The sequence below is a fragment of the Streptomyces sp. NPDC086077 genome (assembly GCF_040686175.1).
Classification (GTDB): Bacteria; Actinomycetota; Actinomycetes; order Streptomycetales; family Streptomycetaceae; genus Streptomyces.
On record NZ_JBFBJT010000064.1, the window covers coordinates 1 to 18173 of the forward strand.

General features: G+C 72.4%; 17 protein-coding genes and 1 pseudogene. 10 read left to right on the forward strand and 8 right to left on the reverse strand.

Annotation, left to right across the window (positions count from 1 at the left end):
- Positions 1-13: 13 nt before the first annotated feature.
- Together AB0O67_RS19695 and groL are read left to right on the forward strand one after the other, a co-directional pair.
- Positions 14-217 carry a cold-shock protein gene (locus AB0O67_RS19695; RefSeq protein WP_219092312.1) on the forward strand — a complete coding sequence of 68 codons (204 nt, stop codon included), beginning with the start codon at positions 14-16 and terminating at the stop codon, positions 215-217.
- Positions 218-535: 318 nt separating this feature from the next.
- Positions 536-2158 (forward strand): chaperonin GroEL, encoded by a 1623-nt coding sequence (gene groL / locus AB0O67_RS19700; protein ID WP_365451703.1) that lies wholly within the window; start codon positions 536-538, stop codon positions 2156-2158.
- 79 nt (positions 2159-2237) lie between these two features.
- On the opposite strand, the gene AB0O67_RS19705 is transcribed toward groL, so the two are convergent.
- A complete protein-coding gene (locus AB0O67_RS19705) occupies positions 2238-2912 on the reverse strand; it encodes a methyltransferase domain-containing protein (protein WP_365451705.1) in 675 nt (224 codons plus the stop codon).
- Between the two features lie 206 nt (positions 2913-3118).
- Between AB0O67_RS19705 and AB0O67_RS19710 the strand changes: the two genes are divergently transcribed.
- Both AB0O67_RS19710 and AB0O67_RS19715 read left to right on the forward strand, forming a co-directional pair.
- The gene (locus tag AB0O67_RS19710) at positions 3119-4249 is read left to right on the forward strand and encodes an NADH:flavin oxidoreductase (RefSeq protein ID WP_365451707.1); all 1131 of its coding nucleotides are present in this window, start codon (positions 3119-3121) and stop codon (positions 4247-4249) included.
- 145 nt (positions 4250-4394) lie between these two features.
- Positions 4395-5879, forward strand: a complete 1485-nt coding sequence (locus AB0O67_RS19715; RefSeq protein ID WP_365451709.1) for an MFS transporter — start codon at positions 4395-4397, stop codon at positions 5877-5879.
- Between the two features lie 10 nt (positions 5880-5889).
- Here the strand turns inward: AB0O67_RS19715 and AB0O67_RS19720 are convergent, their stop codons facing one another.
- From AB0O67_RS19720 to AB0O67_RS19730, 3 genes are all read right to left on the reverse strand, one after another.
- Positions 5890-6459, reverse strand: a complete 570-nt coding sequence (locus AB0O67_RS19720; RefSeq protein WP_365451711.1) for a hypothetical protein — start codon at positions 6457-6459, stop codon at positions 5890-5892.
- A 226-nt stretch (positions 6460-6685) separates the two neighbouring features.
- Positions 6686-7621 carry an N-acetylmuramic acid 6-phosphate etherase gene (murQ, locus tag AB0O67_RS19725; RefSeq protein WP_365451713.1) on the reverse strand — a complete coding sequence of 312 codons (936 nt, stop codon included), beginning with the start codon at positions 7619-7621 and terminating at the stop codon, positions 6686-6688.
- A gap of 94 nt (positions 7622-7715) precedes the next feature.
- Entirely contained in the window at positions 7716-8684 is a 969-nt protein-coding gene (locus tag AB0O67_RS19730) for a MurR/RpiR family transcriptional regulator (protein WP_365451715.1), read from the reverse strand.
- A gap of 55 nt (positions 8685-8739) precedes the next feature.
- Here AB0O67_RS19730 and AB0O67_RS19735 point away from each other — a divergent pair, with 55 nt between their 5' ends.
- Together AB0O67_RS19735 and AB0O67_RS19740 are read left to right on the forward strand one after the other, a co-directional pair.
- Positions 8740-9123: a hypothetical protein gene (locus AB0O67_RS19735; RefSeq protein ID WP_365451717.1), complete on the forward strand. Its 384-nt coding sequence runs from the start codon at positions 8740-8742 to the stop codon at positions 9121-9123.
- Positions 9120-9380 (forward strand): DUF4031 domain-containing protein, encoded by a 261-nt coding sequence (locus AB0O67_RS19740; protein WP_365451719.1) that lies wholly within the window; start codon positions 9120-9122, stop codon positions 9378-9380. Before AB0O67_RS19735 ends, AB0O67_RS19740 begins: the two co-directional genes overlap by 4 nt.
- A gap of 71 nt (positions 9381-9451) precedes the next feature.
- Here AB0O67_RS19740 and AB0O67_RS19745 read toward each other — a convergent pair whose 3' ends face one another.
- Both AB0O67_RS19745 and AB0O67_RS19750 read right to left on the reverse strand, forming a co-directional pair.
- Positions 9452-10543 (reverse strand): GNAT family N-acetyltransferase, encoded by a 1092-nt coding sequence (locus AB0O67_RS19745; RefSeq protein ID WP_365451721.1) that lies wholly within the window; start codon positions 10541-10543, stop codon positions 9452-9454.
- 28 nt (positions 10544-10571) lie between these two features.
- On the reverse strand, positions 10572-11216 hold the full coding sequence (locus tag AB0O67_RS19750) for a hypothetical protein (RefSeq protein ID WP_365451723.1): 645 nt from the start codon (positions 11214-11216) through the stop codon (positions 10572-10574).
- Between the two features lie 44 nt (positions 11217-11260).
- On the opposite strand from AB0O67_RS19750, the gene AB0O67_RS19755 reads away from it, so the two are divergent.
- Entirely contained in the window at positions 11261-11923 is a 663-nt protein-coding gene (locus AB0O67_RS19755) for a maleylpyruvate isomerase family mycothiol-dependent enzyme (RefSeq protein ID WP_365451769.1), read from the forward strand.
- A gap of 134 nt (positions 11924-12057) precedes the next feature.
- Positions 12058-12750 (forward strand): copper homeostasis protein CutC, encoded by a 693-nt coding sequence (locus tag AB0O67_RS19760; protein WP_365451725.1) that lies wholly within the window; start codon positions 12058-12060, stop codon positions 12748-12750.
- 81 nt (positions 12751-12831) lie between these two features.
- Here the strand turns inward: AB0O67_RS19760 and AB0O67_RS19765 are convergent, their stop codons facing one another.
- Positions 12832-14898 (reverse strand): ATP-binding domain-containing protein, encoded by a 2067-nt coding sequence (locus AB0O67_RS19765; RefSeq protein WP_365451727.1) that lies wholly within the window; start codon positions 14896-14898, stop codon positions 12832-12834.
- Between the two features lie 313 nt (positions 14899-15211).
- Here AB0O67_RS19765 and AB0O67_RS19770 point away from each other — a divergent pair, with 313 nt between their 5' ends.
- A complete protein-coding gene (locus tag AB0O67_RS19770) occupies positions 15212-15397 on the forward strand; it encodes a hypothetical protein (protein WP_365451729.1) in 186 nt (61 codons plus the stop codon).
- 110 nt (positions 15398-15507) lie between these two features.
- Positions 15508-16506: pseudogene (locus AB0O67_RS19775) on the forward strand (glycosyltransferase 87 family protein); the annotation flags it as partial.
- Between the two features lie 20 nt (positions 16507-16526).
- On the opposite strand, the gene AB0O67_RS19780 reads toward AB0O67_RS19775, so the two are convergent.
- A complete protein-coding gene (locus tag AB0O67_RS19780; protein WP_365451731.1) occupies positions 16527-18170 on the reverse strand; it encodes a DNA repair helicase XPB in 1644 nt (547 codons plus the stop codon).
- Positions 18171-18173 lie beyond the last annotated feature (3 nt).

The following is an 18173-nucleotide window of genomic DNA, read 5'->3' on the forward strand; positions in this document are numbered from 1 at the left end:
AGGGGAGTTAGGCATGGCTCAGGGCACCGTCAAGTGGTTCAACGCGGAGAAGGGGTACGGCTTCATCGCGGTCGACGGTGGTGCGGACGTCTTCGTCCACTACAGCGCGATCCAGATGGACGGCTACCGGACCCTCGAAGAGGGTCAGCGGGTCGAGTTCGAGATCTCGCAGGGCCAGAAGGGCCCGCAGGCCGACATGGTTCGTCTCACCGCTTAAGCGCGCGACCACCGTATGTGACGTTTCTGTTCGAAGGGCCCGTGCCTCCCCGGGGGTGCGGGCCCTTCGGCGTGCGTGGCCGGGGCGTGTCCGGGGGCGGCGCAGACCTCGCCCGGATCCGGGGAGGCGCTTGCACTCGGCAGGGGCGAGTGCTAATCATTGGCGTTAGCACTCTGAAGGTGAGAGTGACAAAGAAGGACCGGGTCGGTGAGGCCGCAAGCCGTGTGGGGCAAGGAACCACGAGGCAGGCGAGCCGTCCGTCGCGGGCGCGGGCGCGGTCCGAAGGAATCACCCCCAGTCCTGGAGGGACCACTTCACATGGCCAAGATCATCGCGTTCGACGAGGAGGCGCGGCGCGGCCTCGAGCGCGGCATGAACCAGCTCGCGGACGCCGTGAAGGTGACGCTCGGCCCCAAGGGCCGCAACGTCGTCCTCGAGAAGAAGTGGGGCGCCCCCACGATCACCAACGATGGTGTCTCCATCGCCAAGGAGATCGAGCTCGAGGACCCGTACGAGAAGATCGGCGCCGAGCTGGTCAAGGAAGTCGCCAAGAAGACGGACGACGTCGCCGGCGACGGTACGACCACCGCCACCGTTCTCGCCCAGGCGCTGGTCCGCGAGGGCCTGCGCAACGTGGCCGCCGGTGCCAACCCGATGGCCCTCAAGCGCGGTATCGAGAAGGCCGTCGAGGCCGTCTCCGGCGCGCTGCTCGACCAGGCCAAGGAGGTCGAGACCAAGGAGCAGATCGCCTCCACGGCCTCCATCTCCGCCGCCGACACCCAGATCGGCGAGCTCATCGCCGAGGCGATGGACAAGGTCGGCAAGGAAGGCGTCATCACCGTCGAGGAGTCCCAGACCTTCGGTCTGGAGCTGGAGCTCACCGAGGGTATGCGCTTCGACAAGGGCTACATCTCGGCGTACTTCGCCACCGACATGGAGCGCATGGAGGCGGTGCTGGAGGACCCGTACATCCTCATCGCCAACTCCAAGGTCTCCAACGTCAAGGACCTGCTCCCGCTGCTGGAGAAGGTCATGCAGTCGGGCAAGCCGCTGCTGATCATCGCCGAGGACGTCGAGGGCGAGGCCCTGTCGACCCTGGTCGTCAACAAGATCCGTGGCACCTTCAAGTCCGTCGCCGTCAAGGCCCCGGGCTTCGGTGACCGCCGCAAGGCCATGCTCGGCGACATCGCCATCCTCACGGGCGGCGAGGTCATCTCCGAGGAGGTCGGCCTCAAGCTGGAGAACGCGACCCTGGACCTCCTGGGCCGCGCCCGCAAGGTCGTCATCACCAAGGACGAGACCACCATCGTCGACGGCGCCGGCTCCGCCGACCAGGTCGCCGGCCGGGTCAACCAGATCCGCGCCGAGATCGAGAACAGCGACTCGGACTACGACCGCGAGAAGCTCCAGGAGCGTCTGGCGAAGCTGGCCGGCGGCGTGGCCGTCATCAAGGCCGGTGCCGCCACCGAGGTCGAGCTCAAGGAGCGCAAGCACCGCATCGAGGACGCCGTTCGCAACGCGAAGGCGGCCGTCGAGGAGGGCATCGTCGCCGGTGGTGGCGTGGCCCTGCTCCAGGCCTCCACGGTCTTCGAGAAGCTGGACCTCGAGGGTGACGAGGCGACCGGCGCCAACGCCGTGAAGCTCGCCCTGGAGGCCCCGCTCAAGCAGATCGCCGTCAACGGTGGTCTCGAGGGTGGCGTCATCGTCGAGAAGGTGCGCAACCTGCCCGTCGGCCACGGTCTGAACGCCGCGACCGGCGAGTACGTCGACATGATCGCCGAGGGCATCATCGACCCGGCGAAGGTGACCCGCTCTGCCCTGCAGAACGCCGCCTCCATCGCCGCGCTCTTCCTCACCACCGAGGCCGTCATCGCCGACAAGCCGGAGAAGGCCGCGGCCCCGGCCGGCGGCGGCATGCCGGGCGGTGACATGGACTTCTGATCCCTTCGAGGATCGGATCCGTCCGTAAGTACCGAGGGCGGCACTCCCTGGAGACAGGGGGTGCCGCCCTCGGGCGTTCTCAGTCCGCGGGGGCGTAGTGCGAGGCGACGGCGGGCTGGCCGGTCCAGTTCGGCCCCGCCGCCGGGTCGGCGCCCAGGTAACGGAACGGCAACCGCACCGCGCGCCCGCCGCGCAGGGTCAGCCGGTGGTGCCGGGGGCCGTAGCCGAATCCGGCCCGCCGCAGCGCCGCGACCGCCGTCCGGCCGGCCGGTGCGCCGTCCGCGTCGCGTATCGAGTCCGGGTCGAAGTGCGCGATCAGCAGCCCGTCCGGGGCGAGCCAGGAGGCGGCGCGGGCGAGCAGTCCGAGCTGGTCGCCGACGTAGTGCAGCCCGTGCACACAGGTGACCAGGTCGTACGTCCGTACCGGCGTCCAGGTCGCGACCGAGGCGACGACCTCCCGCACGGTGGGCGGGGCCGGCGCGGGGACGAGCGGACCCACCAGGTCGACACCGGTGAGCACGGCGTCGGAGGGCAGGACCGAGGCCGCCTCGCGCAGGGCGCGGCCCTCGCCGCTGCACAGGTCCAGCCAGGACGGCGCGGAACGGCCGGTCAGCCGGCTCAGGGGGTCGAGGCCCAGCTCGCGGGTGTAGCTGTTGACGCCGGCGAGGCCGCGCTCCCGGTTCATCGTGTTGTTGGCCACCACGGCGGATCGCTCCAGCTCCTGCGGGGGCACCAGGGCGGCGGGCTTCGTCATACGGGCATTCTTCCGCCCGGACGTGGTGCCCGGGAGTGGCCCGGATCACATGAAGTCGTGCGGGACGGGCCGGAATGGCGGGCGTCGGAGGGTGGTTGTCGCGGAAGTGTGCTTCTATGCATGCGCATAATTCGCACACGCATGAGTCTCCCGACAAGCAGGTGCGTGTGCCCGACCGCCGACCGGCGACCCCGAGGAGCCCCCACGTGACCGTCACCGCCTCATCCGACATCTCCCGAGCGGCCCAGGTCCTCGCCCGGCCCTTCACCGTGGGCGGCCTGACCGTCCCCAACCGGATCGTGATGGCGCCGATGACCCGCAAGTTCTCGCCGGGCGGCATCCCCGGCGCGGACGTGGCCTCGTACTACTCCCGGCGCGCCGGCGCGGGCGTGGGTCTGATCGTCACGGAGGGCACCTACGTCGGACACGAGTCGGCCGGGGAGAGCGACGACGTGCCGCGCTTCCACGGCGAGGAGCAGCTGGCGGGGTGGGCGAAGGTCGCCGAGGAGGTGCACGCGGCAGGTGGGAAGATCGTGCCGCAGCTGTGGCACATCGGAATGGTGCGCCGTCAGGGTCAGCCTCCGTACCCCGAGGCGCCCGCGGTCGGTCCGTCCGGGGTGCGGACGGACGGCACCGAGGGGACCGGCCGGGTGATGACCCAGCAGGACCTGGACGACGTCGTCCTGTCTTTCGCCGAGGCCGCCGCGGCGGCCGAGCGGATCGGCTTCGACGGCGTCGAGCTGCACGGGGCCCACGGCTACCTCATCGACCAGTTCCTGTGGGCCGGCACCAACCGGCGTACGGACGCCTACGGGGGTGACCTGGTGGCCCGTACGAAGTTCGCGGCGGAGGTCGTGGCCGCCGTGCGCGCCTCCGTCTCGCCGGACTTCCCGATCCTCTTCCGTTACTCGCAGTGGAAGCAGGACGCCTACGACGCGCGGCTCGCCGGGACCCCGCAGGAGCTGGAGGCGATCCTCGCCCCGCTGGCGGCGGCCGGCGTCGACGGCTTCCACGCCTCGACCCGCCGCCACTGGCTGCCGGAGTTCGAGGGCTCGGACCTCAATCTCGCGGGCTGGACCAAGAAGCTCACCGGCAAGGCCGCCGTCACGGTGGGGTCGGTCGGCCTGGACGGGGAGTTCCTGAGGGCGTTCGCGGGCGAGGGGGCCGGGGTGGGCAGCATCGACAACCTGCTGGACCGGCTGGAGCGTGACGAGTTCGACCTGGTGGCCGTGGGGCGGGCGCTGCTCCAGGATCCGCGCTGGGCCCAGAAGGTGCTGGCGGGGCGGTTCGACGAGCTGACGGCGTGGGACGCGGGGGCGCTCGGCTCGCTGAGCTGAGACGACGTGCGAGGGGCGGTACCTGGGACGACCTGGGTTCCGCCCCTCTTTGCGTGACCTTGACCTGGCTTTCTTGAGTAAGTCAATCAACTGATGCAAGGTTGCCTAAGTCAAGTACTTCGCATGCCCGCGACGGAGGCCATCCATGACCGACACCCCTGCCCACCCCGCCCCGACCGGGGGTTCCGCCCCGCCGAGGTCGAACGCCGTGGTGGCGGTGCTGGCCTTCGCCGGAGTCGTCGTGTCCCTGATGCAGACACTGGTCATTCCGATCGTCCCCGAGCTGCCGCGGCTGCTGAACGCCTCGTCCTCGAACACCGCCTGGGCCGTCACGGCCACCCTGCTCGCCGCAGCCGTGGCCACGCCTGTGATGGGACGGCTCGGCGACATGTACGGCAAGCGGCGGATGCTGCTGGTCAGCGTGGTGATGCTGGTGGCGGGCTCGGTCACCGCCGCCCTCAGCGACACCCTCGGCCCGATGATCGTCGGCCGGGTCCTGCAGGGGCTGGCGTCGGGCGTGATCCCGCTCGGCATCAGCATCATGCGCGACGAACTCCCGGCCGAACGCCTCGGCTCCGCCACCGCCCTGATGAGTGCCTCCCTCGGCGTCGGCGGCGCCCTCGGCCTGCCCGCCGCCGCGCTGATCGCCGACAACTTCGACTGGCACACCCTGTTCTGGACCTCGGCCGTGCTCGGTGTCGTGGCCGGTGTCCTCGTTCTCACCCTGGTGCCCGAGTCCCAGGTCCGCACGGGTGGCCGCTTCGACCTGGTCGGCGGCTTGGGCATGGCGGTCGGCCTGGTCTGCCTGCTGCTGGGCATCTCCAAGGGCGCCGACTGGGGCTGGACCAGCGGCACCACGCTGGGCCTGTTCGGCGTGGCCGTCGTGGTCCTTCTCGTCTGGGGCTGGTGGGAGTTGCGCGTCGGGCAGCCGCTGGTGGACCTCCGCGCCACGGTCCGCCGCCAGGTCCTGGTCACGAACCTCGCCTCGGTGGCCGTCGGCTTCGCGATGTTCGCGATGTCCCTCGTCATTCCGCAGCTGCTGCAACTGCCGTCGGCGACGGGCTACGGCCTCGGCCGGTCGATGCTCGCGGCGGGCCTGGTCATGGCCCCGTCCGGCCTGGTCATGATGGCCACGGCACCGGTGTCGGCGGCGGTCTCCAAGGCGAAGGGTCCCAAGGTCACCCTGATGATCGGCGCCCTGATCGTCGCGGCGGGCTACGCCCTCAACATCGCCCTCATGGACCAGGTGTGGCACTTCGTCCTGGTCTCCTGCGTCATCGGCGCCGGCATCGGCTTCACGTACGGCTCGATGCCCGCGCTCATCATGAGCGCCGTACCGGCGTCGGAGACGGCCGCGGCGAACAGCCTCAACACGCTGATGCGGTCCATCGGTACGTCGGTGGCGAGCGCCGTCGCGGGGGTGATCCTGGCCCAGATGACGACGACGTTCGGCTCGTTCGCGCTGCCGTCGCGGGAGGGCTTCCGCACGGTGCTGGCGGTCGGCGCGGGAGCCGCGCTCCTCGCGTTCGTGGTCGCGTCGTTCCTGCCCCGCCAGAACCCCGGGGGCCAGGCGTCCGGGGCGGCACCCTCGGAGATGCCGAGGCCGCTGCCGGAGTCCGCGAAGGCGTGAGCGCCGTCGCTCAGAGGTTTCCCATCGGCTCGATGTCGACCCGCACCGGCGTGCCCCAGACCCGGAGCACCTCGTAGTCGGTGAACTCGTGCACGAGCCGGTAGGCCATAGCGGGCCGCGAACCCCGCCGCTGGGCCGCCAGATACAGCTCGGCCTCCCGGCGGTCCCGGCGCGGGGTGCCGCACAACTGCCACTCCTGCCCGTTCCACAGCTCCGGCAGCCACCGCTGCTGGGGCTGCGGCCGGTCACCGCGCACGCCGTACCGGGACGGCGTGGACCCGGTGGAGGCGGTGGGCGCGGCGGGCCCGTTGAACTCGGCCCGCCGGGCGGCCCGGCGCCGGGTCTCGCACAGCAGACACCGGTCGGGCGCGCTCTCGTCGACGGGTCCCGTCGGATGTTCGGCGCAGCGGGTGCTGGGCGCGGCGGTGGTGACGCTCTCCTCCAGCAGATCGAGAGCCCGCCGCAGATCGGCCTTGACCTCGTGCAACCGCGCGTCCGGGGTGTCCCCGCCGAGAGCCTCCCCATGCTCCCCGAGCAACCGGAGAGCGCGCCCCAGAGCGGTGAGCTGAGCGTGATTCATGATCGGTCGCCTGTGGTCCTTCCTGAATGACGCGGGCTTGCGATGGTACGAGCCCCGTGCCGGACTCGTACACCACCGGCTTCCCACCCCATCGTGTTCCGCAGGGCGGTCGACAGGAATGACGACAGCGGTCTGGAGGTCGCCGACGTCCGACCGGTTCGAGAAGCCGGCCGGGGCCACCGCTGAGGGCGTGATGACGCCACGGCCGGACAAAGCTGCCGTGCGGTCAGCGGGTGGTGGCTTCGAGGGCCGCGCGCAGGTGGCCGCCGGAGTCTTCCAGGAGGCGGGCGGCCGTGTCCCCGTCCACCCCGCCGACGATCGTCAGGATGGCGGCCTTGACCTCGCCGTCGGTGGCGGCCAGGGCCCGTTCGATCTCCTCGTCCGACGCGCCCGTGGCCAGGGCGACGATACGGCGGGAGCGGGCGCGCAGCTTCTCGTTGGAGGCGCGGACGTCGACCATGAGGTTCCCGTAGGTCTTGCCCAGCCGGATCATGGTGATCGTCGAGAGCATGTTGAGGACCAGCTTCTGTGCCGTGCCGGCCTTCAGACGGGTGGAGCCGGTGAGCAGCTCGGGGCCGACGACGATCTCGATGCCGTGGTCGGCGGCGGCCGCGAGGGCGCTGTGCGCGTTGCAGGCGAGGCCGACGGTCAGGGCGCCCTGCGCACGGGCGTGCTCGACGGCGCTCACGGCGTACGGGGTGCGGCCGGAGGCGGAGATCCCGACCACGGTGTCGTCGGGAGTCAGCCGCAGCGCCTCCAGGTCCTGCCGGGCCAGGTCACCCGAGTCCTCGGCACCCTCGACCGAGGTGACCAGGGCCTCGGGGCCGCCCGCGATCAGGCCCACGACCCTGGTGGGGTCGGTGTTGAAGGTGGGCGGGCACTCGGAGGCGTCCAGCACGCCGAGGCGGCCCGCGGTACCGGCGCCGGCGTAGACGAGCCGGCCGCCGCGGGCCATCCGGGCGGCGATGTCGTCGATCGCCGCGGCGATCCGGGGCAGCCGCTCGGCGACCGCGGCCGGCACCAGGGTGTCCTCGCCGTTCATCAACTGCGCGATCTCCAGCGTGGGCAGCCGGTCGATCTCGGCGAGCTCGGGCCGGAACGCCTCGGTGGTCAGGGTCTCCAACTGTGCTTGCACATCACGGGGGTCGGAGGTCGAGGTCATGGAGAAGCGGCTCTCTTCGATGTCTGGTCGGCGACTTTTCGGTACGGGCCGGTCGCGCCAGGAGCCGGAGGCCCGGCGCGACCGGCGTCACCAGCTACCGCGGCCCACTGCGATGGCGATGCGCCAGCGCCTCGTACGACGCCGACAGCGCCGGTGCCGCCGTCTCGTACGTGCGCTGCGCCACCCCCACGAACAGGCAGTCCACGACCAGCAGCTGACTGGTCCGGGACGACATCGCCGCGGGCCGCAGCTCGCTCTCGCGAGCCGTGGACGTCGTCAGGACGTGGTCGGCGTACTGCGCCACGGCCCCGTCCGGGCGGCCGGTGATCGCCACGGTCGTGGCCCCGCCCTCGAAGGCCACCCGCAGCGGCTCGATGACGTCCGTCGTCGACCCGGAGTGGGTGATCGCGATGGCGACGTCCCCCGCGCGCAGCTGCACGGCGTTGGTCACGGCGAGGTGCGGATCACTGTGCGCGTGGGCTATGAGCCCTATGCGCAGCAGCTTCTGGGTGAGGTCCTGCGCGACCAGCCCGGACGCGCCGATGCCGTACACGTCGGTGCGCCGGGCGGCGGCGAGCGCGGTGACCGCCGCGCCGAGCTGCGCGGTGTCGAGTCCGGCCGCCGTGTCGGCGAGGGTCTGCTGCTCGTCGTAGGCGAGTTTGGCGACGACGTCGGCGATCGGGTCGTCGACCGCGATGTCGGTCGTGATGGCGGGGGCGCGCCCGGACTGCTGCTGGGCGGCGAGGCCGGCGAGGGCTAGGCGCAGATCGCGGTAGCCGGGGTAGCCGAGCAGGCGGGCGGTGCGCACGACGGTCGCCTCGCTGGTGCCGGTGAGCTCGGCGAGGCCGGTGACCGTGAGGGCCGCGCAGCCGGCCGGGTCGTTCGCCACGGCCTCGGCGACGCGCTGCATGGAGCGGGTCATGGAGGGGGCCAGGGTGCGCACCTTGGCGGCGAGGGCGGCGGGCGCGGGCGGACTCGTGCGGGGCGCCGCGCCGGGCCCGGGGGCCGCACCGGGCCGGGCCCGGCCGCCGCTGCCGAAAGTTTCCTTCACTTCACGGGTCACAGGTGAAAGATATTTTCGGCTCGGCGTTGCGGTCAAGAGTGCGCACAATGGGGGCATGGACCCCATCAGCCCCCTGGAGCAGGCGCTGCACGCCGCCCGCGCCCTCGTGCTGGCCGACCTCGTCGCGGGCCAGGTCGCCGAGGCGGACGTCGTCTCGCTGGTCGAGGAGTCCGTCGTACAGCGGCGCTGGTGGGTGGAACAGTGGCCGGACGGCGCGGAGTACGTCGCCGGGCTGATCGCCCAGGACGTGCAGGACGCGCTGCTCGACCGCTACGGCCGCTGGCCCCTGTGCCCGGTCTGCGGCTCCGGCGACCCGCACGCCCTGGACGTCGAGCCCGAACTCGGACCCGACCCGCACTGGGTGTGCCACAAGGCCGGCGTGAAGGTCGCGGCGGTCGGTTCCCTGGGGGCGGGCCCGGGCGGTGCCTCCGCCTCGTGACGATCTACATCGACCCGCCGACCTGGCCCGGCCACGGACGCATGTGGTCCCACCTCGTCAGCGATCTCTCCTATGACGAACTGCACACGTTCGCCGACGGGTTGGGCGTCCCCCGCCGCGCCTTCGAGCGGGACCACTACGACATCCCGTCCCACCGCTACGCCGACGCGGTGGCCGCCGGTGCGGTGGAGGTCAGCAGCAGGGAAGTGGTGCGCCTGCTGAACGGGGCAGGACTGCGCAGACCCAAGGGCCGGTAGGCCGACGGGGCGGTGATACGTCGGAGCGGTGAGCCGCTGAGTCGTTGGGCCGTACGGCCGTACGGCCGTACTCAGGCACGCCGCAGCTCGTAGGCGAACTGCTCGTCCTCGCCCTCGCTCACCTTTACGAACCCGGCCCGCTCCACCACCCGCTGCGACGGCACGTTGCCCAGGTCCACCGTCGCGAACAGGGACCGTACGTCCTCCCGGGCCAGGGCCCAGTCCGCCAAGGCGCGCAGGGCCTGCGTGGCGTAGCCCTGGCCGCGGGCCCGCTCGGCGAGGTCGTAGCCGATCTCGGCGCGGGCGTCCTCGTCGGGAGCGCCGTGGAAGCCCATGCCGCCGATCGCGCGGCCGTCCTCGTGGCGTACCAGGACGAAGAGCCCGAACTCCGGGCGGTGCACCCCCGCCTCGTACGCCTTCGCCGTCATCCCCGCGGCCTCGCGGGTGCCCTCGAAGGGACCGCCCTCGACCCAATCGAACCCGCCGTCGCCGCCCGCGGCGAGGTCGGCGGCCGCGAGCGGGGTGACGCCCTCCAGGGTGAGGCGGCCGGCCGGGATCACGAGGTTGTTGCTCCAGCGCCAGTCGGTGACCGGGGCGCGGCCCGGGAGGTCGCCGCGGCCGGTGGCCCACAGGAGGGTGCGCCAGGGGTCGGCGGCGGGCTGGACGTGCGGGAAGATCGTGCCGAGGACGTAGGTGCACAGCCCGGCCGGCGGCTCGTAGGCCAGGCCGAGTCCCTGGGCGATGTCGTGGGTGTGGAGCAGGACCTCCGCGACGCCCATCGCGGCGAAGCCCTCGCGGTTGGCGCTGCGGAAGGGGTACGGGTGGAAGGCGCGCACCTCGCGGGGCGTGGTGCGGATCGCCGCCGTGAGCAACGCGCCGGTCGTCTCGGTGACTTGGAGCACGCCCTCGTTGTCGGCCGGGTCGAGGCCGTCCTCGTCGCCGTCGAGCGTGATCTCGAAGGGCACGTACGCGTCCCGCGCGCGTCCGGCGAGTTGCCCCGCGTAGGCCAGCAGGCAGCCCGCGACGTGCTCGGCCGTCCTACGGCAACTCCACGTCGTAGTGCCCGCGTCGACCGCACGCCAGTCGCGGTCCGTCGCCGTCCGCAGCACCGCGACGGCGCCGGCGACGGCCTGCCGCACCTTTTCCCCACCCGTGTCTGCCATGCGGCGCAGAGTAGGCGACGGCACCTCCTCAGGACGACAGGATTTCCAGCTCGGAGGTGACGTTGTAGCGGGCCGTCGCCTCCCAGTGCTCCGCGCCGTACGGGGTGCGGTACATGCGAGGCAGGGCGAGCAGGTCGCGCAGGACGGCGGCTCGGCCCGCGCGGAAGGCGTCGGACGGGACGAAGCCGTACTCCTCACGGACGGCGGCCGTGTAGGCGGCGTACACCGACGGGGGCGAGCCGAGGATGGCGAGGTCGGCGTCGCAGAGGACCTGGCCGTTGCGGTCGTCGTCGGCCGCGGCGTGACCCGCCGTGAGGCGGACCAGGCGGGCGACCTCGGCGGTCCCCGCCTCGGACAGGCCGGCCTCGGGGAGCGCGCGTTCGGCCAGCCGGGCCGAGCGTTCCTCGTTCTCGGAGCGGTCCGGGAGATAGACCGCGTCGTGGAACCAGGCGGCGAGACGGACGAGGGCGGGGTCGTCGGCGTACTTCTCCAGTACGTCGACGTGGTCGAGGACCGCGGTGAGGTGGGTCAGCGTGTGGTAGTGCCGCTGCGGCTCCCGCCAGCGGGCGATCAGATCGTCGGCGTACGGGACCGGGTCGGGGCCGCCCTCGGGGCCCCGGGCGGCCTCCAGCGCCTGACGGAAGCGGACGCGAAGCGTGCTGGGTTCGGGCATGCCGTCAATTCTGCGCCTAGCGTGGGTGCATGACTTCTGCTGACATGCACGGCGAGGTACGGGACCCGGAGCTGCCGGGGCGGCTGCTGGTGGTGGAGCGGGATCAGCTGATCCCGTGGTTGCGGGGACGGGGGGAGGGGGACTTCGCGACACCGGCGGACGCGTGCCCCGGGTGGACGGTGCGCGATGTGCTGGCGCACAGCTCGGCGGTGCTGACGCGCGCGGTCCAGGGGCGGTTCGAGAAGGGCGTGTTCTCGCCCGAGTCGAACGACCGGGACATCGCCGAGCGCGCCGGCTGGACCGACGCGCAGGTCGTCGACGAGTTGGAGCGCGGGATGACCGAGGCGGGGCCGGTGATCGCCCAGGCGGAAGGCGCGCTGGACGGGCTCGCGCTGGGGGAGTGGGTGCACGCGGGTGATGTGCGTGCGGCGCTCGGGGAGCCGGAGGCGTACGCCGGGAAGGGCCTGCCGCACGCGCTCGAACTGCTGGTGCGGATCACGCGGGAGCGGGGACACGTGGCGTTGCACGCCGACCTCGACGACCTGGACGAGCCGCTGCGGCTCGGTGAGGTGAGCGGGGACCGGCCGCCGGGACGGTACATCGGAGACGCGTCGACGCTCGTACGGCTGTACTCGGGGCGGTCGGTGGACGCGGCCGGTTTCGAGCTGGCGGGCGTGCAGGTGGGCGAGCTGAACATCTTCGGCTGAGCGGCGCGGCGCCGGTGCCGGTTTCGGCCCCGGTACCGGCGCGACGCCGTCTCGCGGGCTCGATCGCCGCGGGCGTACCCTGATATTGGACTAGACCTGTAGCCGCTTCGGGGAATGCCCAAGAAAGGGGTGCCATGAGCACGCGTGCAGTCCTGGAGGTGATCGCCCTCGACGCCGAGGACGCGATCGCCGCCCAGGCCGGAGGTGCGGATCGCCTCGAACTGGTCACCGACATGGCGGCGGACGGGCTCACGCCGTCCGTCGAGACCTTCGTCGCGATCCGGGCCGCCGTCGACATTCCGCTGCGCGTGATGCTGCGACTGGCGGACGGGTTCGCGGCCGGGGAGATCGCGCGACTCGCCGAGGTGGCCGGGCGGATGCGGGAGGCCGGGGCCGAGGAGTTCGTGCTCGGGTTCCTCGACCCCGACGGTGGGGTGGACCTCGACGCCGTGGAACGCGTGGTCGGCGTGCTGGAGGGGTGCCGGTGGACGTTCCACCGGGCGATCGACCGGGCGGCGGACCGGGACGCGCTGCGCAAGGCGCTGGACGGCCTGCCCGGCCTGGACACCTATCTGACGGCCGGGGCGGCCGCCGGTGTGGACGAGGGGCTGCCCGTGCTGCTCGCCGAGGCGGGGCGGCGCGGCGAGCCGGGGTACGAGCAGCAGATCCTGGTGGGCGGCGGCCTGCGGCTGGAGCACGTGCCCAGGCTGGTGGCCGCCGGGGCCGACGCGTTCCACATCGGCGGGGCGGCGCGCCCCGACGGCTGGGAGGGTTCGGTGTCGGTGGCGGCGGTCGCCGAGTGGCGGGGCGTGCTGGACGGCGGGTGATCCGTGCCGCTCCGGGCCTGCCGGCCGGCACCGAGGTGGCGCCGGTTCCGGGCGGCACGCGGGCCCGCGTCGGGGCCGGACTCAGCTGAGCTGGGCAGGCAGCGGCGCCGCGTGCGTCACCGTCAGCCCCGACACGGCGCGGGTCAGCGCCACGTACAGCCGGCGCAGGCCCGTCCGCTCGTCCGGCTCGCCGTCGACGACGGCCTGGGGTTCGTCCAGGACCACGTAGTCGTACTCCAGGCCCTTGGCCAGGGAGGCCGGGACCAGGGTCAGCCGGGTCTCGTGCGACGTCTCCTCGCCGGGGGCGAGGTGGTCGATCCCCGCCGACCTCAGCGCCTGCGCGAGCGCCGGGATCCGGGCGTCCGCGGCGATCAGGCCGATGGAGCCCTCGTGCGTGAGCGACTCGGCGCAGGCCGCCACCACGTCCCTGTCGCCCCCGACCTGCCGCACCTCGAACGCCCCGGGGTTCTCCCGCACCGACGCCACCGGCTTCAGCCCGGGCGCGATGTGCGGCAGCAGCCGTGAGGCGTAGGCGATCACGTCCGTCGGGACACGGAAACCGGCCGTCAGCTCCTCGACCACCGCGTCGTCCTTGCCCAGGTGGGCCAGCGCCTCCGGCCAGCTGCGCGTCGCCCACGGCGTGGTGCCCTGCGCCAGGTCGCCGAGGACGGTCGCGGAGCCGGTGGTGCAGCGACGGCCGACGGCCCGGTACTGCATGGGGGAGAGGTCCTGCGCCTCGTCGAGCACGACATGGCCGAGGGACGGCGTGCGGTCGATCAGGTCCTTCACCTCGTCGATCAGCACGGCGTCCGCCGCCGACCACCTGGCCGCCTTCACCGACCGCACCGCCCGCGCCCACAGAACCGTCTTGCGCTCGTCCTCGTCCAGCACGCCCTCCGCGTGCGCGGCCAGGTAGTCCGCGTCGGTCAGCAGCCGCAGCACCAGCTTCGCCGGGTCCACCGCCGGCCAGATCGTCTTGACCGCCGCCTTCACGGCGCTGTCGCGGGCCACCGCGTCCTGCACCCGGTCGTCCGGCGCCTCACCCGACCGTTCCATCTGCACCAGCACGGCGTGCGCGATCCGCTGCGGCAGGGCCTCGCGGGCGGCGCCGTACCGGATGCCCCGGTCCAGCAACTCCCGCACCATCTCCTCGACCTCGTACGCCGGCACCCGCCACCGCCGTGACCCGCGCACCACGACGACCGGTTCCGACGGCATCGTCACGTGCGCGTACAGCGCCCGGCGGACCACCTCCGCCATCCTCGCGTCCCCCTTGACCAGCGCCGCCGCCGCGTCGTCCGTGCCGCGCACCTCCACGTGCGCCACCAGGTCGTCGACCGTCGCCTGCCGGACCGACAACTCACCCAGTGCCGGGAGCACTTGCTCGATGTAGTGGAGGAACGAGCGGTTCGGTCCGATCACGAGGGTGCCGGTGCGGGCCAGCCGGTCGCGGTGGGCGTAGAGGAGGTAGGCCACGCGGTGCAGGCCGACCGCGGTCTTCCCGGTGCCGGGGCCGCCCTGCACGCACACCGTGCCGCCCAGCCCGCTGCGCACGATCTCGTCCTGCTCCGGCTGGATGGTGGCGACGATGTCGCGCATCGGACCGACACGCGGGCGCTCGATCTCCCGCTGGAGCAGCTTGCTGGCCTGCGCCACCTCGGCCGGGTCGGACAGGTGCTCGTCCTCGTACGCCGTCAACTCCCCGCCTGTGTAACCGAATCGGCGGCGCAGCCCGACGTCCATCGGGTCCTTCTTGGAGGCCCGGTAGAACGGCTGTGAGACCGGCGCGCGCCAGTCGATCACCATCGGGTCGCCGTTCGCGTCGTGCACATGACGGCGCCCGATGTGCAGTGTCCGGTAAGCGTCCTCCGGCCGTGGGCGTTCGCCACCCGCGCCCTCGGCCCGCTCCGCGCCGGGAGCGTGCAGATAGTCCAGACGGCCGAAGAACAGCGGGGTGTGGCTGAGGTCGGCGAGGGCCTTGATGCGCTCGCCGATCTGGCGTTCCAGGATCTGGGCGTTGACCCAGTTCGCGGTGACGTCACCGATGTCGAGGGACTCGACGTCCTCCCGCATGGCCCGCAGCGCGGCACGGGACGCGGACAGGTGGGAGCGCTCACGGCTGAGCGGATCGGCGGCGGGCGTGGACACGGCGGTGCCTCCGGAGAGCTAGGGGTGCGATGCGGGATGCCCCCGGCTTCCGGCCGGGTGGCGGCGCTCCCCGAGGGAGGCGGGCAAGAGCGGAGATTCTAGGTGAGCGGCCGAGGGCGGGCCAACGGATTTTCTCCCGCCGGCCGCGCCACCCCGCCCGCGGGCCGGCGCACCCCCACGGCCCCCAGGGGACGGGTCCTCCCGGGTCCTCCCCCTCAGGGCCACCGCTCCCTCTCAGGGGCTACCCCGGGGCCGTCCAGGTTCGGTCCCCAGACCGATGCCGCATCCACGGTGCGAAACCCACCATGGACACATGAGTGCAGCGACTTTCACCCCGGCCCCCGCGCCGCACCGCCCCTCCGGTGCCACGGCCCTCACCGGCAGCCACCGGCATCGCCTCGGCGAAGCCCTGCGTGCCGTGCGGGTGTTCGCGGGCGCCGCGTTCGATGTGGTCATCCTCGGTGAGTACGGCGAGGAGGCGGGCGTCCGCCGCAAGTGAGCGTCTAGTGTCACGACGTGACGAGACGACCACGCTCGGCAGCGCCCGTGACACTCCTGGCCGTCTCCGTGGCGGCCCTCGCCGTCCTGTGCGTCGTGCGCCACCCGGCCATGGCCGACGCCCTGGTGTACCGGGCCGAGGGCGCGGCCGTCCTGCACGGCCATGACCTCTACGGCTTCACCGTCACCCGGTGGCACCTCCCCGCCACCTATCCGCCCTTCGCCGCACTCCTGTTCACCCCTGCCGCCTGGATCCCCGTCGCGGCCCTGAAGGCCGGTTTCCTCGCGGCCAACATGCTGCTCACCGCCTGGCTGGTCCACCTCTCCGCCCGCCTGGCGGGCCGCCCGCTGCGACTTCCGGCCCTCTGCGCGGTCACCGCGCTCGCCCTCTGGCTGGAGCCGGTCTTCCAGACCCTGCTCTACGGGCAGATCAACCTCGCCCTCGCCTGCCTGGTCCTGTGGGACCTGACCCGCCCGCCCCGCGCCCCCGGCAAGGGCGTGGCCGTGGGCATCGCGGCCGGCATCAAGCTGACGCCGGCCGTCTTCATCGCGTATCTGCTGCTGCGCGGCCGCCACCGCGAGGCCGCCGCCGCGACCGCCGCCCTCACGGCGACCGTGGCCCTCGGCGCGCTGGTCCTCCCCGGCGCCAGCGCGGACTTCTGGCTGCGCCGTATCTACCAGACCGACCGGGTGGGCAAGCCCTGGATCATCGACAACCAGTCGCTCCAGGGCCTGCTCGCCCGCGCACTGGGCGACCCGGCGCCGGGCTCCGCCTGGCTGGCGCCCGCGCTGGTCGTCGCGGCCGCCGCCCTGTGGCTCGTCCACCGCACGCCGGACGACCGCCACGCCCTGCTCCTGACGGCCGTCACCGCGCTGCTGGTCTCACCCATCAGCTGGTCCCACCACTGGGTCTGGTGCGTCCCCGTCATCGCCGTACTGCTGGCGGACGGCCGCGTCCGGCTGGCGCTCGCCGTGGCGTTCCTCTTCACGGCGCGCAGCATGTGGCTCGTGCCGCACCAGGGCGACCTGGACCTCCAGCTCCCCTGGTGGCAGCAGCCGCTGGCCTCGCCCTACCCGCTCCTGGGCCTGGCGGCGCTGACCGCCGCGGCCCTGCGCACGCTGCTGGGGCGTCAGCTCCCGGCGAGCAACTCGTCGGCGTCCATGATCCGGTACGCGTACCCCTGCTCGGCCAGGAACCGCTGGCGGTGGGCCGCGAAGTCCTGGTCGATCGTGTCCCGGGCGACGACCGAGTAGAAGTGCGCCTGGTGGCCGTCGGCCTTCGGGCGCAGCACACGTCCCAGCCGCTGGGCCTCCTCCTGCCGCGAGCCGAAGGTCCCGGACACCTGGACGGCGACGGTCGCCTCGGGCAGGTCGATGGAGAAGTTGGCGACCTTGGAGACGACCAGGACGCTGATCTCGCCCTGCCGGAAGGCGTCGAAGAGCTTCTCGCGCTGGGCGTTGGACGTCTCGCCCTTGATCACCGGCGCGCCGAGATGCTCCCCCAACTCGTCGAGCTGGTCGATGTACTGCCCGATCACGAGGATCTGCTGACCGGCGAACCGGCGCACGATCGCCTCCGTCACCTTGCGCTTGGTCTCGGTCGTCGAGCAGAAGCGGTATTTCTCCTCGGGCTCGGCCGTCGCGTACGCCAGCCGCTCGGAGTCCGTGAGGTTGACCCGGACCTCGACACAGTCGGCGGGCGCGATGTACCCCTGTGCCTCGATCTCCTTCCACGGCGCGTCGAACCGCTTCGGCCCGATCAGCGAGAACACGTCCGACTCCCGGCCGTCCTCCCGCACCAGCGTCGCGGTCAGCCCCAGCCGCCGCCGCGCCTGGAGGTCCGCCGTGAACTTGAAGACCGGGGCGGGCAGCAGATGCACCTCGTCGTAGACGACGAGTCCCCAGTCACGGGAGTCGAACAGCTCCAGGTGCGGATAGATACCCTTCCGCCGGGTCGTCAGCACCTGGTACGTGGCGATGGTGACGGGCCGGATCTCCTTCTTCGTCCCGCTGTACTCGCCGATCTCCTCCTCGGTCAGCGAGGTCCGCTTCACCAGCTCGTGCTTCCACTGCCGGGCCGAGACGGTGTTGGTCACGAGGATGAGCGTCGTCGACTTCGCCTGCGCCATGGCCCCGGCGCCGACCAGCGTCTTGCCGGCACCGCAGGGCAGGACGACGACCCCGGACCCGCCGTGCCAGAAGTTCTCCACGGCCTGCTTCTGGTAGGGCCGCAGCGCCCAGCCGTCCTCGTCCAGTTCGATCGGGTGCGCCTCGCCGTCGACGTAGCCGGCGAGGTCCTCGGCCGGCCAGCCCAGCTTCAGCAGCACCTGCTTGACCTGCCCGCGCTCGGAGGGGTGCACGGCCACGGTGTCCGGGTCGATTCGGGTGCCGACCAGCGGTGCGATCCGCTTCGAGCGCAGCACCTCCTCCAGCACCGGCCGGTCGGTGGTGGTGAGCACCAGGCCGTGCGCGGGGTGCTTGCTCAGCGTCAGCCGCCCGTAGCGGTCCATCGTCTCGGCGATGTCCACGAGCAGCGCGTGCGGCACCGGGTAGCGGCTGTACTCCACCAGCGCGTCCACCACCTGCTCGGCGTCGTGGCCCGCGGCACGCGCGTTCCACAGCCCGAGCGGGGTCACGCGGTAGGTGTGGATGTGCTCCGGCGCGCGCTCCAGCTCCGCGAACGGCGCGATCACGCGACGGCAGTCGTCGGCGCGCTCGTGGTCAACCTCCAGCAGGAGAGTCTTGTCGGACTGGACGATGAGTGGACCGTTCACGTA

Coding starts and splice junctions, on each gene's coding strand:
- AB0O67_RS19695 (WP_219092312.1), top strand. CDS start 14: ATGGCTCAGGGCACCGTCAAGTGGTTCAACGCGGAGAAGGGGTACGGC.
- groL (WP_365451703.1), top strand. CDS start 536: ATGGCCAAGATCATCGCGTTCGACGAGGAGGCGCGGCGCGGCCTCGAG.
- AB0O67_RS19705 (WP_365451705.1), bottom strand. CDS start 2,912: ATGACGAAGCCCGCCGCCCTGGTGCCCCCGCAGGAGCTGGAGCGATCC.
- AB0O67_RS19715 (WP_365451709.1), top strand. CDS start 4,395: ATGACCGACACCCCTGCCCACCCCGCCCCGACCGGGGGTTCCGCCCCG.
- AB0O67_RS19720 (WP_365451711.1), bottom strand. CDS start 6,459: ATGAATCACGCTCAGCTCACCGCTCTGGGGCGCGCTCTCCGGTTGCTC.
- murQ (WP_365451713.1), bottom strand. CDS start 7,621: ATGACCTCGACCTCCGACCCCCGTGATGTGCAAGCACAGTTGGAGACC.
- AB0O67_RS19735 (WP_365451717.1), top strand. CDS start 8,740: ATGGACCCCATCAGCCCCCTGGAGCAGGCGCTGCACGCCGCCCGCGCC.
- AB0O67_RS19745 (WP_365451721.1), bottom strand. CDS start 10,543: ATGGCAGACACGGGTGGGGAAAAGGTGCGGCAGGCCGTCGCCGGCGCC.
- AB0O67_RS19750 (WP_365451723.1), bottom strand. CDS start 11,216: ATGCCCGAACCCAGCACGCTTCGCGTCCGCTTCCGTCAGGCGCTGGAG.
- AB0O67_RS19755 (WP_365451769.1), top strand. CDS start 11,261: ATGCACGGCGAGGTACGGGACCCGGAGCTGCCGGGGCGGCTGCTGGTG.
- AB0O67_RS19760 (WP_365451725.1), top strand. CDS start 12,058: ATGAGCACGCGTGCAGTCCTGGAGGTGATCGCCCTCGACGCCGAGGAC.
- AB0O67_RS19770 (WP_365451729.1), top strand. CDS start 15,212: ATGAGTGCAGCGACTTTCACCCCGGCCCCCGCGCCGCACCGCCCCTCC.